Origin of the sequence: Xylanibacillus composti (genome assembly GCF_018403685.1) — a bacterium.
GTDB classification, from domain to species: Bacteria; Bacillota; Bacilli; order Paenibacillales; family K13; genus Xylanibacillus; species Xylanibacillus composti.
Genome location: NZ_BOVK01000032.1, coordinates 31,602 through 47,950, shown reverse-complemented (window position 1 = coordinate 47,950; position 16,349 = coordinate 31,602). Strand labels below are relative to the sequence as shown.

At 55.3% G+C, this 16,349-nt stretch carries 16 protein-coding genes and 1 other annotated feature; of the genes, 14 read left to right on the top strand and 2 right to left on the bottom strand.

What is annotated here, in order from left to right:
• Positions 1–98 precede the first annotated feature (98 nt).
• From XYCOK13_RS12685 to leuS, 10 genes are all read left to right on the top strand, one after another.
• Complete coding sequence (locus tag XYCOK13_RS12685) at positions 99–626, top strand: YqeG family HAD IIIA-type phosphatase (RefSeq protein ID WP_213412531.1); 528 nt, start codon at positions 99–101, stop codon at positions 624–626.
• On the top strand, positions 623–1,750 hold the full coding sequence (gene yqeH / locus XYCOK13_RS12680) for a ribosome biogenesis GTPase YqeH (RefSeq protein ID WP_213412530.1): 1,128 nt from the start codon (positions 623–625) through the stop codon (positions 1,748–1,750). The genes XYCOK13_RS12685 and yqeH overlap by 4 nt, the downstream gene beginning before the upstream one ends.
• 17 nt (positions 1,751–1,767) lie before the next feature.
• Entirely contained in the window at positions 1,768–2,640 is an 873-nt protein-coding gene (aroE, locus tag XYCOK13_RS12675) for a shikimate dehydrogenase (protein ID WP_213412529.1), read from the top strand.
• 10 nt (positions 2,641–2,650) lie between these two features.
• Positions 2,651–2,950, top strand: a complete 300-nt coding sequence (gene yhbY, locus XYCOK13_RS12670; RefSeq protein WP_213412528.1) for a ribosome assembly RNA-binding protein YhbY — start codon at positions 2,651–2,653, stop codon at positions 2,948–2,950.
• The gene (locus tag XYCOK13_RS12665; RefSeq protein WP_213412527.1) at positions 2,947–3,540 is read left to right on the top strand and encodes a nicotinate-nucleotide adenylyltransferase; all 594 of its coding nucleotides are present in this window, start codon (positions 2,947–2,949) and stop codon (positions 3,538–3,540) included. Before yhbY ends, XYCOK13_RS12665 begins: the two co-directional genes overlap by 4 nt.
• Positions 3,530–4,135, top strand: coding sequence for a bis(5'-nucleosyl)-tetraphosphatase (symmetrical) YqeK (yqeK, locus tag XYCOK13_RS12660; RefSeq protein ID WP_213412526.1), 606 nt, complete (start codon positions 3,530–3,532; stop codon positions 4,133–4,135). Before XYCOK13_RS12665 ends, yqeK begins: the two co-directional genes overlap by 11 nt.
• Positions 4,132–4,476: a ribosome silencing factor gene (gene rsfS / locus XYCOK13_RS12655; protein ID WP_213412525.1), complete on the top strand. Its 345-nt coding sequence runs from the start codon at positions 4,132–4,134 to the stop codon at positions 4,474–4,476. Before yqeK ends, rsfS begins: the two co-directional genes overlap by 4 nt.
• Positions 4,473–5,375 carry a CvfB family protein gene (locus XYCOK13_RS12650; RefSeq protein ID WP_213412524.1) on the top strand — a complete coding sequence of 301 codons (903 nt, stop codon included), beginning with the start codon at positions 4,473–4,475 and terminating at the stop codon, positions 5,373–5,375. The genes rsfS and XYCOK13_RS12650 overlap by 4 nt, the downstream gene beginning before the upstream one ends.
• 2 nt (positions 5,376–5,377) lie before the next feature.
• Positions 5,378–6,142, top strand: coding sequence for a class I SAM-dependent DNA methyltransferase (locus XYCOK13_RS12645; RefSeq protein WP_213412523.1), 765 nt, complete (start codon positions 5,378–5,380; stop codon positions 6,140–6,142).
• A 63-nt stretch (positions 6,143–6,205) separates the two neighbouring features.
• Positions 6,206–6,446 (top strand) — a binding site (T-box leader).
• Between the two features lie 273 nt (positions 6,447–6,719).
• Entirely contained in the window at positions 6,720–9,164 is a 2,445-nt protein-coding gene (gene leuS / locus XYCOK13_RS12640; RefSeq protein WP_213412522.1) for a leucine--tRNA ligase, read from the top strand.
• Positions 9,165–9,324: 160 nt separating this feature from the next.
• Here leuS and comER read toward each other — a convergent pair whose 3' ends face one another.
• A complete protein-coding gene (gene comER / locus XYCOK13_RS12635; protein ID WP_213412521.1) occupies positions 9,325–10,158 on the bottom strand; it encodes a late competence protein ComER in 834 nt (277 codons plus the stop codon).
• Between the two features lie 83 nt (positions 10,159–10,241).
• Here comER and XYCOK13_RS12630 point away from each other — a divergent pair, with 83 nt between their 5' ends.
• The gene (locus XYCOK13_RS12630; protein ID WP_213412520.1) at positions 10,242–10,751 is read left to right on the top strand and encodes a ComEA family DNA-binding protein; all 510 of its coding nucleotides are present in this window, start codon (positions 10,242–10,244) and stop codon (positions 10,749–10,751) included.
• A 31-nt stretch (positions 10,752–10,782) separates the two neighbouring features.
• Here the strand turns inward: XYCOK13_RS12630 and XYCOK13_RS12625 are convergent, their stop codons facing one another.
• The gene (locus XYCOK13_RS12625; RefSeq protein WP_213412519.1) at positions 10,783–11,628 is read right to left on the bottom strand and encodes a patatin-like phospholipase family protein; all 846 of its coding nucleotides are present in this window, start codon (positions 11,626–11,628) and stop codon (positions 10,783–10,785) included.
• A 151-nt stretch (positions 11,629–11,779) separates the two neighbouring features.
• Between XYCOK13_RS12625 and XYCOK13_RS12620 the strand changes: the two genes are divergently transcribed.
• From XYCOK13_RS12620 to XYCOK13_RS12610, 3 genes are all read left to right on the top strand, one after another.
• Positions 11,780–13,072 carry a homocysteine synthase gene (locus XYCOK13_RS12620; RefSeq protein WP_213412518.1) on the top strand — a complete coding sequence of 431 codons (1,293 nt, stop codon included), beginning with the start codon at positions 11,780–11,782 and terminating at the stop codon, positions 13,070–13,072.
• A gap of 36 nt (positions 13,073–13,108) precedes the next feature.
• Positions 13,109–13,630 carry a deoxycytidylate deaminase gene (locus tag XYCOK13_RS12615; protein ID WP_213412517.1) on the top strand — a complete coding sequence of 174 codons (522 nt, stop codon included), beginning with the start codon at positions 13,109–13,111 and terminating at the stop codon, positions 13,628–13,630.
• A 219-nt stretch (positions 13,631–13,849) separates the two neighbouring features.
• A complete protein-coding gene (locus XYCOK13_RS12610) occupies positions 13,850–16,336 on the top strand; it encodes a DNA internalization-related competence protein ComEC/Rec2 (RefSeq protein ID WP_213412516.1) in 2,487 nt (828 codons plus the stop codon).
• The last annotated feature ends 13 nt before the right edge of the window (positions 16,337–16,349 follow it).

Below are 16,349 nucleotides of genomic sequence, written 5' to 3'. Positions count from 1 at the left end.
CTTGTTGTCCCGGCAGCAGCGGGTTTTTGTTTTTTGCAACAAAATGGTGGGATGTGGTATAGTTTGTTCCATGAAAACACTTCTGAGGTGAACGGATATTGCTGAATAAGCTTGTACCGAAGGAAATGGTCGAATCCATCTATCAGATTGATCTGGACCGGCTATGGCTGCAGGGGAAACGTGGAATTATAACGGATTTGGACAATACATTAGTGGGCGCCGAGGACCCGCTGGCTACGCCTGAACTGGTTGCTTGGCTAAAGAGTATTCGCGAGCGCGGCTGGAAAGTGGCGATTGTCTCCAACAATAACCGGACGCGTGTTTCTGCGTTTGCGGAGCCGCTGAATGTGCCGTTCCTGCACAGCGCCCGCAAGCCGTCTGCCAGAGCGTTCGTTCAGGCAATGCAGGCGCTGCAAACGGACACGGCTGAGACGGTCGTAGTCGGGGACCAAATGCTGACTGATGTATTGGGCGGCAACCGGCTGGGCATGCATACGGTTCTGGTGAAGCCTGTATCGCTTGCGGGCGAGGGCATCTTTACAAGGTTCAATCGCAGACTGGAGAAGATCGCCGTGTCGCGGCTGAAAAAGCAGGGCCATCATATGTTCAAGGAGGAGAAGCGATGACAGCGGCAGACATAAATAACGACAGCAAGCGCTGCTTTGGCTGCGGCGCCGCATTGCAAAGCGGGGACACTGCGAAGCCCGGCTTTGTTCCTGCTTCGGCCTTGAAAGCGGAAACAGCGATTTGCAAGCGCTGCTTTCGCATCCGTCATTACAATGAAATCTCGACCGTTACGGTAGACCAGAACGCTTTTGTACAACTGCTGTCCTCCATAGCGGATACAGACAGCCTGGTTGTAGCAATCGCAGATATTTTTGATTTTGAAGGCAGCTTAATCTCCGGGCTTCACCGCTTTATCGGCCGCAATCCGGTGCTGCTGGTCGCTAACAAGATGGATTTGCTGCCGAAGGGATTGAACTGGAACCGGATATTGAATTGGGTGCAGCAGCAGGCGAAAGCGCAAGGATTGAAGGTGGAAGGTGTCGCGCTGTGCAGCGCCAAGCGGAATGTGGGCTTTGAGCGTGTAGTCGAGCGCATCGACCAGCTGCGAAAAGGACGGGATGTTTATGTAGTCGGCGCAACCAATGTCGGCAAATCCACATTGATCAATCGGCTCATTCGCGATTACAGCGACATGGATGCAGAGCTTACGACCTCGCCTATTCCGGGCACGACACTCGATGCGGTCCGGATTCCGCTGGAGGACGGCAAAGCTGTAATCGATACGCCGGGCATTGTGTATCCGCACAGGCTTACCGAAGTCGTGCCGAAGCGAGTTCTGAGCAAGTTAATGCCGGATAAGCCGGTGAAGCCTCTCGTTTATCAGCTGCAGGAGAAGCAGACGTTGTTCTTCGGCGCTTTGGCCAGATTCGATTTTGTTCAGGGCGAACCGCAATCGTTCACCTGTTATGTTTCGAACAGCATCAAGGTGCATCGAACGAAGCTGGAAAAGGCGGATGCCCTGTATGCCGAACACAAAGGCGGCTTGTTATCTCCGCCGGATTCGGAAGAATGGAACGAGCTGCCTCCTCTCGCAAGGCATCGTCTGTTCATACCGAAGGGGAAAAAAGCGGATGTCTATGTGTCTGGATTGGGATGGATAGCGGTAAACGGAGAAAGCGGAGCGGAATTGTCCCTTCATCTTCCGGAAGGGGTTAAGTACGCGGTTCGCGACCGATTGATATAGAGACAGGGAGGAGTTTCATGTTGAGCGGACTAGAGGGGCTTGGGAATGCTCGGCTTAATAGCGATACGGTCATCTATGGTGTGCTTGGCCATCCGGTTCGGCAGTCCAAATCGCCCATTATGCTGAACCGCGCTTTCCAGACAGCGGGAGTCCATGCGGCTTATGCGGCATTTGACGTAGCTCCCGAACGGATTGGCGACGCATTGGCAGGCATTCGTTCATTGGGATTCGGCGGAGCGAATGTCACCATTCCGCACAAGGTTGCCGTGATGGGCCACCTGGACGAGATCGATGAGGCTGCGCGCGTGATCGGCGCTGTCAATACGATTGTGAACAAGAATGGCAGATTAATCGGGTATAATACGGATGGCATCGGTTACGTACGCTCCCTGAAGCAAGAGACGGGCGTTTCCTTAAAGAGCAAGCGCATATTGGTGCTTGGCGCAGGGGGAGCGGCCAGAGGAGTCGTATATGCGCTGCTAAGGGAGCACCCGGCTTCTGTAGCGATTGCCAATCGAACAGAACAAAAAGCCTTGGAGCTGGCAGCGGCTCTTAAGGATTACGGGACGGTTGACAGCGTTCCCTGGTCAAGCTGCAGGCAATTTTCTTACGATCTAATCATCAACACTACGCCGATCGGCATGCACCCGAATGAGGATGAATGGCCGGCAGATCCTGCTTGTTGGCCGGATGCGGAAGTGTTCAGCGATCTTATTTACAACCCGCTGGAAACCCGGTTTCTGCAGGAAGCCAAGCGGCTTGGCCGCACGATCCACGGGGGGCTCGGGATGTTCGTGTATCAAGGTGCGTATGCATTCGAATATTGGACAGGTATGACAGCTCCTGTTGCGGAGATGCGGAGCGCGGTATTGCAGTCCTTTGAAAAGTGAGGTGAAATCATTGCTGACAGGGAAACAAAAGCGCTATCTTCGCGCACTCGCCCATCATTTGGACCCGATCTTCCAGGTAGGCAAGGGAGGCGTCAATGACCATTTAATCCGCCATGTGCAAGAAGCGATAGAAAAGCGGGAATTGATGAAGATCAGCGTGCTGCCGAACTGCATGGAAGAGCGCCATGAGGTAGCGGCCGAAATTGCGGAGAAAGCTGGCGCAGAGCTGGTGCAGGTCATAGGCAAGGTCATTGTGCTGTACAAAGAATCCAAAGATCACAAGCAGATCGATCTGGTGGGCATGCCATGAGAATCGGAATCCTTGGCGGCAGCTTCGATCCTGTACACCTCGGTCATCTCATCGCTGCTGAAAGGGCGAGGGAAGAGCTGAGACTGGATGAAGTGTGGCTGATGCCGGCCTTCGTTCCGCCGCATAAGCGCCAAGCCGGCGATGCCGCGCCGGCAGCCGACCGCTTGGCCATGCTGGAAAGGGCAATCGCCCCTTATGCCGGAATCCGTGTGACGGATATAGAAATAAAGCGCGGCGGCATTTCGTATACGGCCGACACGATGAAGACATTGACGGAATTGTATCCCGAACATCAGTTCAGCTTTATTATCGGTGCGGATATGGTACAAATACTGCCGGCTTGGCAACGAATCAACGAACTGATCCGTTATGTGCGATTTGCGGCGCTGGATCGCCCCGGCTTTCCGGCAGTAAGCCAAATCGCGCTCCCCAAGGATCTTGCGTCGCAGATCGATTGGGTGGAGATGCCGGCGATCGATCTGTCGTCAACCTATGTTCGATCATTGTGCAAAAAAGGGCGGTCTGTCCGTTTCCTCGTGCCGGATTCGGTCTATGATTATATAAAGGAGCGTAGATTGTATGAAGCCTGATTTGCAAGCCGTCATGGAGAGCGTACGGGCCCAGATGCCGGAAAAGCGGTGGCAGCATACAATCGGCGTGCGGGACACGGCGATCAGACTCTCCCTGCAATACGGAGCCGATCCGGTGCAAGCAGAGTGGGCGGCTGTCCTGCATGATGTTGCAAAATATTGGCCTGTTGAAAAGCAGCGCCAAACGCTTGTCGACGCTGGGGAGCAGGAACCATGGCTGCAGTATGACAAGCCGCTTTGGCACGCTCCCGCAGGAGCCATAGTAGCTGAGCGACAATACAGCGTGACGGACAGCATGATCCTGGACGCGATTCGTTACCATACATCAGGCCGGCCTGGAATGACTTTGCTGGACAAGGTGGTCTGCCTGGCCGATTACATGGAGCCCGGCAGAGCCTTTCCGGGTGTTGACCGAATTCGGGAATTGGCCGAAAGGAGTCTGGAGGCTGCGCTGATAGCCGGCTTCGAAGGAACGATCGGCCAGTTGATCGAGCAAGGCGCACCCATCTTCCCGATGACCGTACTTGCGCGCAACAGCTTGTTGGAGGAACTGGATGCAGCCCGGCAAGAAAAAAAGGAGGAAGGACATTCATGACGCAATCCGCACAGTTGATGCAAACTATTATGAAAGCCATTGAAGAGAAGAAGGGGCATGACCCGGTAGCGCTTGATCTGCAGGGTCTTTCGACGATTGCCGATTACTTTGTCATATGTCACGGCAACTCGGATATTCAAGTGCAGTCGATCACGACGGAAGTGAAGCAGCAGGCGGAAAAAGCGGGATGGCGCATGCGGGGCATGGAAGGGTTCGACACCGGCAGATGGGTGCTCATGGATTTCGGAGATGTGATTGTGCACATCTTTCATCGGGAGGACCGCCAATTTTACAATATTGAACGCCTCTGGTCGGATGCCCGCACCGTGGAAACGGTATGAGACTCCGGGCAGGCATGAAGGCGAGTATGATTGTTGCCAGGGAAGTGCCGCCTATCGGGTACTTCCTGACTTTGCCCGATGTGCCGGACGTGCTGCTGCACTACAGTGAAGCACTCGGCGAGGTGAAGACAGGCGAGCGGGTTGAAGTGTTCCTGTTCCACGACAGCGAAGACCGATTGGCCGCAACGATGCGTCAGCCTTACATCGAGGAGGGCAAGGTATCGCGGCTGCAGGTCGCGGACATACACCCTCGCCTTGGCTGCTTTCTTGATATGGGATTGAGCCGGCATTTGCTCTTGCCTGTCAGGGAGCTTCCCGAGCTCAGGGAGTTGTGGCCCCAGGTAGGCGATCACGTATTCATTGTGCCGTCACATGACAAGCAGGGCAGGCTGCTGGCCAAGGCGGCGGGGGAGGAAGAACTGGCGCCCCTCATGTTGCGCGCTCCCGAAGACTGGAAGAATCGAACGTTGAAAGCAACGGTGTATAAGCCTTTGCAGATTGGAGATTTCGCGGTGGTGGATGCCGGCGTGCTGGGCTTCGGCGCGTTCGGATTCGTCCATGAGTCGGAACGGACAAGGAAGCTTCGCATGGGGGAAGAGGCGGAATTTCGCGTGATTTTTGTGCGCGATGACGGCCGTGTGAACTTGTCCATGCGTCCCCTTAAACAGGAAAGCCGCAGTGAAGATGCCGAGAAGCTGCTCGCCGTACTGCGGGAGCGGCCGAACGGAGCGATGCCTTATTCAGACGAAACCCCCGCAGATATTATCCAGAAGCGCTTCGGGATCAGCAAATCAGCGTTCAAGCGTGCGCTTGGAAAACTGCTGAAAGACGGTATTGTGATCCAGGAAGGAAGCTGGACTAAGCTGAAGCACCATGCGCCAGCTGAGCGGGAGGAATAGCTATGGCCTACAATCAATTCGCTTATGTATACGACCGTTTGATGGCAGAAATGCCGTACGACCAGTGGGTCGGTTATGCTGAGGCGATGTGGGAGCTGCTTGGCAAGCCGGTGCGAATTGCCGACATTGGCTGCGGAACGGGCAACATTACGATCCCGCTGGCATTGAAAGGCTATGAACTGACGGGCTTAGATCTGTCGAAGGAAATGCTGCAGGTGGCTGCAGGGAAATGGGAGGCAACCGCCCGCCAACAGCCGTTCGGCGTCACCGGCACTTGCGAGTGGCAGCAGCAAGACGCCCGGAACTGGCGGCTGCCCGAGCCAACGGATGCAGTCATTTCGTTTTGCGACTGCCTGAACTACTTGCTGGAGCCGGAGGAGTTGAAGCAGGCGTTTCATTGCGCTTATGAGGCATTAAAGCCGGGCGGCACCTTTCTGTTCGATCTGCACCACCCCAGACAGCTGCAGGCGTATGCGGAGGAGCAGCCCTTTATCTGGAATGAGCCGGACTTGGCCTATTTATGGGCTTGCCTGTTCGATGAAGAGCGCTGTCAGGTGGAGCATCAGCTGACGATCTTCCGCCGTTGTGAAGGGGACGTACGCTATGAACGGATCGATGAGATCCACCGGCAGCGAACCTATGAGCCGGAGGTTGTGGTTGATCTGCTGCGCGACGCAGGTTTCGGCGAAGTGCTGGTCCATGCTGATTTCACGATGGAAGCGCCGGAGGAGCACGCGCAGCGAGTCTTTTACACAGCGGTCAAATGATCTTGGAGCCCGTATCTTGACAGCGGGAATGGAAGTTTTTTATAATCGGTTACATATGAATGTCGAAAGGCAAAGAAGAGGAGTAGTAGCTTCGGATATGCTGTTCAGAGAGCCGGCGTCGGGTGCAAGCCGGTCAGCAGCCGCGGTGAACTCGCCTCAGAGCCGCACGCACATGCTCTCGGAGGCAAGGGAGCACAGCTTGCCGTTTTGTCCGCGTTAAGGATTTGAGTGGGCTTCCATGACCAGGCAGGTCTAGTAAGCCAACTAGGGTGGTACCACGGGAATGCAACCTCTCGTCCCTAGCGATAGCAGCTAGCGGCGTGAGGTTTTTTTGCATAATGGGCATGCGTCATTCCCGATGTGCAATGTTCGGGACCCCGCGAAAGTAATCGGAATAGGCTTCGGAGATCTGCTTCGCTTTCGCGGGTGGAGAATCGGGCTCTGCGAAAGTAATCGGAATAGGCTTCGGAGGTCTCTTCGCTTTCGTGGGTGTAAGAATCGGGCCCCGCGAAAGTAATCGGAATAAGCTTCGGAAGCGCATCTTCACTTTCGTGGGTAATTAAAGGAGGATAATGCGATGCAAGAGGGGAAAGGACACAGTTATGATCCGCAAACAATAGAACCGAAATGGCAAACGTTTTGGGACGAGCACAAAACATTTCGCGTAGAGGAAGGTACGGACAAGCCGAAGTTCTACGCGCTGGATATGTTTCCGTATCCGTCCGGCGCGGGCTTGCACGTCGGCCATCCCGAAGGGTACACAGCAACAGACATCGTATCCCGTTACAAGCGCATGCGCGGCTACAATGTGCTGCATCCGATGGGATGGGATGCGTTTGGACTTCCGGCAGAGCAGCATGCGCTGGATACCGGCGAGCATCCGCGCGACATTACGGTCAAAAATATCAACAATTTCCGGCGCCAAATCAAGTCGCTGGGCTTCTCCTATGACTGGGACAGGGAAATCAGCACAACGGATCCGGCGTATTATAAGTGGACGCAGTGGATTTTCCTCCAGCTTTACAAGAAAGGCCTTGCGTATGTAGCGGAGGTTCCGGTGAACTGGTGTCCGGCACTCGGCACGGTGCTCGCCAACGAGGAAGTCATAGACGGCAAGAGCGAGCGGGGCGGCCATCCGGTCATTCGCAAGCCGATGCGCCAATGGATCTTGAAAATTACCGAATATGCGGAACGGCTGCTGGAGGACCTCGAGGAACTGGATTGGTCCGAGAGCATCAAGGATATGCAGCGCAACTGGATCGGCAAATCCAAAGGAGCCGAAGTGCGCTTCCCCATTGAGACAGAAGCAGGAGAAGCCGGCGAATTAACGGTATTTACGACCCGGCCGGATACACTGTTCGGCGCCACTTACTGTGTGCTTGCGCCGGAGCATGAGCTTGTGGAGCGCATTACGTCCTCCGGGCAGCGGTCTGCTATTGCAGCCTATCAAGAACAGGCGGCGCGCAAAAGCGATCTGGAGCGGACAGATCTGGCCAAGGATAAAAGCGGTGTGTTTACGGGCGCATATGCAGTCAATCCGGTCAACGGCGCCAAGCTGCCAATCTGGATTGCCGATTACGTGTTGGCAGGCTATGGAACGGGCGCCATTATGGCCGTGCCCGGCCATGACCAGCGGGATTGGGAATTTGCGAAGAAGTTCGAGCTGCCGATCATCGAGGTCATTGAGGGCGGCGATGTGGACAAGGAAGCCTATACAGGAGACGGTCCGCATATTCGTTCCGACTTTCTGGATGGATTGAACAATGAGCAGGCGATTGCCCAAATGATTGAATGGCTGGAGAGCAGCGGCAAAGGAGCGGGCAAGGTTACTTACCGGCTGCGGGACTGGCTGTTCAGCCGCCAGCGGTACTGGGGAGAGCCGATCCCGATCCTTCACCTGGAAGACGGCACGATGAAGCCTGTGCCGGAGGACCAGCTGCCGCTCTTGCTGCCGGAGGTTGACGAGATCAAGCCTTCCGGCACAGGGGAATCGCCTCTGGCCAATGTGACCGAATGGGTGAATACCGTAGATCCCGAGACCGGCCAGCCGGCAAGGAGGGAAACGAATACGATGCCGCAGTGGGCCGGCAGCTGCTGGTACTATTTGCGGTTCATCGATCCGCATAATGATGAGGCGCTGTGTTCGCCGGAGAAGCAGAAGGAATGGCTGCCGGTGGATCTCTACATTGGCGGCGCCGAGCATGCTGTCCTGCACCTGCTTTATGCCCGTTTCTGGCACAAGGTGCTGTATGATCTTGGAGTTGTCTCCACGAAGGAGCCTTTCCACAAGCTCGTCAATCAGGGGATGATCCTTGGCGAGAACATGGAGAAGATGAGCAAATCCCGGGGCAATGTCATTAATCCTGATGAGATTGTTGCTGAGTATGGCGCGGATACGCTGCGCATGTACGAGATGTTCATGGGACCGCTTGAGGCGACCAAGCCGTGGAATGCGAGCGGCGTAGAAGGCACGCATCGCTTCCTAAGCCGCGTGTGGCGGTTGTTCATTGGCGACAATGGCGAAATGAATCCGAAGATCGCGGAAGCGGGCGGTACGGAGGAGTTCAAGCGCGTGTGGCATCGTACCGTGAAGAAAGTTACCGATGATTTCGAGCATCTGCGCTTCAACACTGCTATCAGTCAGCTCATGATTTTTGTTAACGAAGCTTACAAAGCGGAGACGCTGCCGAAACAAGCGATGGAGCATTTCGTGCAGCTGTTGTCTCCTCTTGCGCCGCATATTGCCGAGGAACTGTGGAGCCGCCTGGGCCATCGCGATACGATAACGTATGAGCCGTGGCCGACCTATGACGAGGCAATGACAGTGGACAATGAGGTGGAGATCGTCGTGCAGATTAGCGGCAAAATCGTCGACCGCATCCAAATCCCGAGCGGCATGGAGCAGGAAGAGATGGAGCGTGTCGCGATGGAAGCCGAGAAGGTCAAGGCGGCGCTTGCGGGCAAGACGGTAAGGAAAGTCATTGCGGTAAAAGGCAAGCTGGTGAATATAGTAGCAAATTAATAGGTTGACATTCGTGTACCGAGCATCAACATACAACAGCAGTCAGGCATTCCGTGAAGCGAACAATACGGTGCCCGACTGCTGTTTTTTTTGTCCGGCCGAGAAGCTGGGGTTTGCTGCCGTCCGCTCTCAAGCGGACAGGGGAGACTGGCAGCCGGGGCTAATCGACACGCGTAGAAAAAAACATCGTTTCCACCTTTTCGATGTCTTCCCTGTACTTTTTATGCGTTGTTTGGATAAGCCTGTCGAACATGCCATGCAGCTCTTGATCCATCAGGCGGATGCCCTCGGCTGTTATGCCCCCCGGAACGGAAACCCGTTCGCGCAGCGCATCCGGCGTAAACTTCCCCGATGTAAGGAGCTTGCCGGTGCCGAGCGTCATTTCAGACGCCAGCCGCTCGGCATCGATTTTGGGAATGCCGGTTTCAGCGACGGCCGCATGGATGAACTGCTGGATGAAGAAGGCCAAAAAAGCCGGCCCGCAGCTCGACAGGTCTGACGCGACGCGCGTGTAGTCCTCTTCGATTTCAATGGGCTCGCTCATATGCCGGAACAGACGTTCCAGGAGCTCTCGGTCGGCACTTCCGATTCTGCTTCCGTATACGCAGAGGGTAGCTCCGCTGCATACATAGTTGGTGATGCTTGGAACAACCTTGGCGATTTTGCAGGGAAGCAGTTCTTCCAGGTGCCGGACGAGAACCGGGCTGGTAATGGATACGAGGATGTGGGAAGGCTGGACGATTGCCCCAATTTCATCGATGACAGGCTTGTACTCGCCCGGCTTGACGCACAAAAACACAATCTCGCTTTCCGCGATCACCTCTGCATTTGATTTCGCCGCACACAAGCCCGGATACATCTCAGACAGCCGTTCGGCCTTCCAGTGCGAGCGATTGCTGGCAGTAATGTTCTCGGGAAGCAAGGCGCCGGAACGAAGGAATGATTCAATAAGTATGCTCCCCATGCTTCCTGTTCCTATAAATCCCACATTCATATGAAACCCTCCTACGCGCAAAAATTGCAGTCTACCTCATCTATATGCGGCGCAGCCAATAATATACAAGAAAGGAGAAGCGCATGTCGGAAAAAAGAAAGCAAACAGGCTGGCTTTCCATGAAGAGAGGGTCAGCCACGCTTAAGGGGAAAAGCATAAGCGGCAAGGTCGATGTCCGCATCGAGGTGCGCCAATGGCTGCTGTGGGCCCTATTGGCGACGGCTGTCGTGATTATGTGGATTTGGATTATTGTTGATCAATCGGCAAGCCCGGTGCAGCTTGGGGATGCCGCTGACGGGCAAGTGGAGAGGGCGCTCGGCGAACAGACAGGGGAAGGGAGTCCCGAGGATAGCGGAGGAGCCGATCCCGGCCCTGCAACGAGTGAGGAGCCTTCCCCTTTCCCCGTTCGGATTAACCGGGCCGGCATTGAAGAACTGCAGCAGCTGCCGGGCATCGGACCGGCCAAAGCGCATGCGATTGTGCAGCATCGCATGCTGCATGGATTGTTCGAATCCAAGGAAGAGCTGCAGGAGGTCAAGGGCATCGGTCCCAAGACACTGGAGAACTTGCGGGATCTGATCGCAGTCGATTAGAGCGGCCGCGTGTCCAGATGTGGCAGAGCGATCAAGCGAGCCAGGCATTCAGCTCGGCAAACCGTCGCTTCGCCGCTTCATACCCTTCCTGGTAAAGGGCCGTCAGTTTGCGCTTGTCCTTCTCCATACGTCCCACCTTGCGGGCATATTCCGGACGAAATACGAACGCGGTGCCGTCCTTCTCCATTGCAGAAATGCGGTCCAGCGTGTCGTTGTAATGCTTATGCCTCCTCTCCATTGTCTCTACCAATCGCGGGTATTGCCGAAATAAGCGCTTGTTCAACCACGACATGCGGGAGGGGGTTTTGCGGTAGCCTGCCTCGCGGGTAAGAACAATGATATGCCTCTCGTTGCCGTCCTGTTCTGATTTCGCTACGGGAATCGGCTCGGATATGCCGCCATCCAGATAAGGGACGCGGTCGATCTCCACGATTGGCGAGATGATCGGAAGGCTGCTGGATGCTCTGACGACACGGAGCACGTCATCTGATTCATTTTTATGGAAGAAGCGGGCTTGCCCGGTCCGGCAATCAGTGGTGCCGATCCAAAACTGCTGGTCAGGGGAGTGAAAGGTCTTGTAGTCAAGAGGAACGAGCACATTCGGGAGTTCGCCGAAGACGAAGTCCATACCGAAGAGGCTGCGCTCGCGAAACCAGTTGCCGATCCCGATATAGCGTGGATCATCAATATAGCCGATTGTAATTTTTTCGTTGCGTCCTCGCTGACGGGACACATAGGAGGCGCCGATGGAGGCGCCGGCAGATACGCCGGTCACATGCGGAATATGAAATTCCTGCTCTAAGAAATATTCCAGCACGCCTGCCGTGTAGACACCGCGCATGCCGCCGCCCTCCAATACCAAGCCTGTTCTATTCATGAAGTATCGCTCCTCCGGCTTTAATAGGTTCGAACTCTTACAATCGTTGTAAGAGCGTAAAGGATTCTACCTTTTATTCTACAGGAAATTATGAGAAAATAAACGACAAGAAGTGGACAAGTTTATTATAAGAAGAGAGGAAGATGCTGAGATGGCAGAAGAACGCAAGCTGTCCTTAGAAACTTTGGCGGTACATGCCGGACAGGAAATTGATCCGACGACGATGTCCAGGGCGGTGCCGATATACCAAACAACCTCATACGGCTTCCGCGATTCCGAGCACGCTGCAAATCTGTTCGCCTTGAAGGAATTCGGCAACATCTATTCCCGTATCATGAACCCGACGAATGATGTGTTTGAACAGCGTATCGCGGCATTGGAGGGAGGCGCTGCCGCGCTGGCAACCTCATCGGGACAGGCCGCAATTACATACGCCATCCTGAACATTGCCGGTGCGGGCGATGAGATCGTATCCGCTTCCAGTTTGTATGGCGGCACTTATAATCTGTTCTACATCACATTGCCGAAGCTGGGCATCAACGTCAAGTTTGTGGATCCAACCGATCCGGAAAATTTCCGCAAGGCAATTACTCCGAAGACGAAAGCGATCTATGCAGAATCGGTAGGCAATCCGCGCGGCGACATTCTCGACATCGAGGCAGTGGCCCAAATTGCCCACGAGAACGGGCTCCCGCTTATTGTGGACAATACGCTGCCGAGCCCATACCTGCTCCGTCCGATTGAGCACGGCGCCGACATTGTGGTCCATTCCGCTACCAAATTTATTGGCGGTCACGGCACGTCGATCGGCGGCGTAATCGTAGACGGGGGCAAGTTCGACTGGAAAGCCAGCGGCAAGTTCCCCGGACTGACTGAACCGGATCCAAGCTACAACGGCGTGGTCTATACAGACGCAGTTGGCCCAATCGCTTACGTTATCAAGGCGCGTGTTCAACTGCTGCGCGATATGGGCGCATCGCTTTCTCCATTCAACAGCTTCCTGTTGCTTCAAGGCTTGGAGACTTTGCATTTGCGGTTGGAGCGGCATAGTGAGAATGCGCTGGCGACAGCCCGCTTCCTGGAGAAGCATGAGGCGGTGGAGTCGGTCAGCTATGCAGGATTGCCGAATCATCCATCCTACCATTTGGCCCAGAAGTATATGCCTAAAGGACAAGGCGCGATTCTGACCTTTGAAATCAAAGGCGGTGTAGAAGCCGGCAAGAAAGTCATAAATGCCTGCAAGCTGTTCTCGCATCTGGCCAATGTCGGCGATTCCAAGTCGCTGATCATTCATCCAGCAAGCACGACCCATTCCCAGCTGTCAGGGGAACGGCTTGCGTCTACAGGTGTAACGCCAGGGATGATCCGCCTTTCCGTCGGCACAGAAAATATCGATGATATTTTGTACGATTTGGATCAAGCGCTAAAGGCCAGCCAACAATAAGAGCAATCCGGCTGCACAGGAAAGGAGAGGCAGGCGATGAGCGTACCTCCACGGAAAGATTGGGACACGTACTTCATGGATATCGCATACATGGCCTCTACCCGGTCGCGCTGCGGCAGGCGGCAGGTCGGGGCTGTGCTTGTACTAGGCAAGAAGCTGCTCGGGACTGCATACAACGGTGCGCCTACCGGAGTAGAGGACTGCTCCGAGGCCGGCTGTATGCTGGTAGAGGAGTACGAAATCGTTCAGCGCGACAGCAAGGAAGAAATGGTCAAGAAGCAGCGCTGCATCCGCACGATTCATGCGGAACAAAATTTGCTGCTGTTCACGGACCGGAGCGACCGCGAGGGAGCGACCGTATATGTCACCGACCAGCCTTGCTGGACATGCGCGAATATGCTGGCCAACAGCGGGGTGCGTGAAATTGTGTACCACCGCGGATATCCGAAGGACAGCGACAAGGTGATCAAATTGATGGAGCAGTGCGGAATCGCTATTCGCCGTTTGGAAGACTACGCGATTCCTACTGGCATACAGACGTTGGAACCGCAGCGTTGAGCTGTGTGCAGATCGGCAGTTTGGAACGGCTGTAAGTCCATATACACAAAAAGCATGAGGAAGAACCTCTGCTTGCCTTCAAGCAAAGTCTGTTGAACAGACGATGTTTGGGGCGGGCAGAGGTTTTTTTTTCGGTTTCTCAGTATCTGGCGGACTAAGTGTGACGCAAGGCTGAATAGCTGCGGCAATGTGAACCGCGGTGAAGAGAGGGAAGACAAAATGGACGAGTCGCAGAGCAAAAAACAATCGCAGGCCGGCAAGAGCGGGCGGATGACCTCAATGACAGCGGGAGCCGTATGCTGGATATGTGGGACGGCGGCAGGTTTCATGCTGCCCTTAGTAGCTGTTGCTAGTGCATGTACCCTCGCAGGGATCGGACTGCTGCTTGCATGGCGCAGACTCGGGCAGGCGCGCATTCCTGCGTTAACATGCGCGCTGATCGCGATTGCGGCTGTCCTCTATACGACGGCCGTCATTCGATACAATCAAACCATGCTGCACCTGCCGGATGAAGGGGAGACCAGCAAGGCAACGAATTTCGCAGGTACGATAGCCGGGAAAATCAAGATGGATGGGGATCGGCTCTCCTTCGTGCTCAAGCTGCCAAATGGCGAGGATGTGCAAACCTTCCTCTACTTGGCCAGCGAGGAAGAACGCGAAGCTGCTTATGTCTGGGGGAGAGGAGATCGTCTGCAGCTTGCTGCAGGCACACTCAGCCGTCCTGACACAGCGCGCAATGAAGGTTTGTTCGATTATCGCGAATATTTGCTGCGCAAGCGCATTCATGCGGTGCTGCGAGTGGACGGTTTGGATGCAGTAACCCGAGAGGCTGCACGCTTCGATCCCGTCAGTCCTCATACAGCCTTTCTGCGTGTTTTGGACCGATTGCAGGCAGCGATGGCCGTCAAGTTGGACCAGATTTATCCGCCTGCCTGGAGCGGCTTGATGCGCAGCCTGCTGCTTGGGGACCGCAGCGAATTGGATCCGCTGCAGTTCGATGCTTTCGCAGCGCTCGGATTGACGCATCTGATCGCGATCTCCGGACTGCACATTGGCATATGGCTGGCGATCTGGTACGGTCTGCTGCGCAGGCTGGGCATGCCCGAGGAATGGGTTCGCGTATGTGCATTTGGGCTTGTGCCCTTTTACGTGCTGCTCACCGGAGCTTCCCCTTCGGCAGTGAGAGCGGGCTGCATGGCGCTTGTCGGGCTTTGGTTCTGGAAAAAGCGCAGTCTGCGCGGAGGAATGACAGCAATTGCCTGGACGGCTTGCGCCATGCTGATCTATGATCCCTATTACCTCATGGACGTCGGCTTCCAATTGTCCTTCGCCGTTACCTTTAGCCTGATCGTCGCCGTGCCCTCCCTGGTTCGGGTCCTTCCGCTGCCGGGTATCGGATTAAGAAGCTTTCTTGCTGTCTCGATTGTAGCGCAGGTTGCTTCATTTCCGCTCGTGATGTACCATTTCAACGGCATTTCCCTGCTTTCCCTTCCTGCCAATTTGGGGATAGTGCCCATTTTTACCGGTCTTGTGCTTCCGCTTGGGCTGGCCTCCGCAGCTTTGGCGATCTTCTGGGAGTCAGGCAGTCAACTGCTGGCGTTCCCTGTAAGCCGATTGCTGACATTCGTATTTGAAGCGGCGGATTGGATGGCCGGCGTGCAGTCCGTGCTGCTGGTCGGGGCTTCGCCCTCCTTGGCCTGGATGGGGATATTTTGGGGCACCTCCGCCTGCTTGCTGCATCTCAGTTTGAGGAAGAAGCCGCTGCCCGCATTGCTGGCTGGGCTGAGTTTGCTGGCACTAGTGACCTTCGGCTTTCAAGCCGAACGGTGGAGCCGTGAAGGCTGGGTGGAGTTCATCGATGTCGGACAAGGGGATGCCGCACTGGTCCGCACGCCGCAAGGGAAGGCTTTTCTTATTGACGCGGGCGGGACATTCCGCTTCGGCAAGCAGGAAGCATGGCGTGCGCGCCGCGACCCGTATGAGACAGGCAAAGATCTGATCGTTCCGCTGCTGCGCAAGCGCGGCATTGCAAAGCTGGATGCCGTGATCGCCACACATGGCGATCACGATCACATTGGGGGCATGCCTGCAGTGCTTCAAAGGATGAAGGTCGGCACGCTACTATTCAATGGGCAAGTCCGGCAAGCAGAGTCTTCGAAGGCATTGTTTCAGACAGCGCTGGAGAAGCAAGTGCCGATAAAATCCGTTAGAGCTGGGCATGTGCTGCAGGCCGATGCGCAAACAGAACTCCGCATTCTGTGGCCGAAGGAGGACGTATACCGAAACAACAGCGAAAACGAGAACTCCATTGTCATCTGGATGCGCATGGGAGAAGCGACTTTTTTGTTCACTGGAGACACCGGAACGGTCAGCGAGACGGCTTGGCTTTCCGCATTCAAGGGCGGCGAACTCATCCCTGCTTGCGAGTTTCGCGCTGAATGTGCAGTTGATGTGATGAAAGTTGGCCATCACGGCAGCCGGCATTCCACATCGCACGAGTGGTTGCAATACTGGCAGCCTCAGCATGCGGTTGTGTCTGCAGGCTCTCGCAATGCATACGGCCATCCGCATCCGGATACGCTTGGTCGATTGGCCTCCGCGGAGGCTCGGATTTGGCGCACGGATCGGCAAGGCGGTATCCGCATTGTCGTGAAGCAAGGCGGACGCGAGCTGCAAGTTCGGCCAACGTTAACCCCCATATCATGATATTGGAAGTTTG